Here is a 630-nt window from a genome sequence, read left to right as displayed (position 1 = left end):
AGGCCTTTAGAAATCTTACCGACGAGCGGCAAGCTGATGATTTTTCTGTCCCAAGACAAGCGAAAATCTGGTTTTTGCAACGCCAGTTTTAAGCCATAAAAACAAACTACTAGCACAGCAAAGATAATCAGCCCCCACTCTTGGACGAACTCACTAGCCGCCAGCAAAAATTGCGTCGACTGTGGCAGCCCCTGCCCCATTTGAATGAGCGGCTCGATGATTTTGGGTACCACGGTCGCCAACAAGAACGAGACAATCGCCACCGCAAACACCACTAACACGACAGGGTAGATCATCGCTTGCAACAGCTTAGAACGCATTTTCTGACGGTTTTCGACGTACTCCGCCAAGCGCTCTAAAACCGTATCAAGGTGTCCAGATTTTTCACCCGCGGCGACCATAGAGCGAAACAGTTCGTCAAATACGTGTGGATAATCACCTAGGCTATCTGCCAATGGGTAACCTTCGGTGACTTTGGAGCGAACTGCAGCGATCATGGTGCGAATTCGTGGCTTTTCTGCTTGTTCAGAAACTGCTCGAAGACACTCTTCAAGAGGCATACCTGATTGAACAAGTGTAGACAATTGACGCGTGATCAGAGCCAGTTCAGCCGTTTTGATACCACGTTTG

General features: G+C 48.7%; 1 protein-coding gene. It reads right to left on the bottom strand.

Annotated elements, in window-relative coordinates:
- On the bottom strand, positions 1–630 hold a 630-nt coding region (locus R7Q09_RS26535), incomplete at both ends, for a type II secretion system F family protein (protein ID WP_318143990.1).

It is taken from the genome of Vibrio sp. 2130-1, assembly GCF_033339515.1.
The sequence above is the reverse complement of the archived record's forward strand: the minus strand, read 5'-3'. Positions and strand labels throughout refer to the sequence as shown.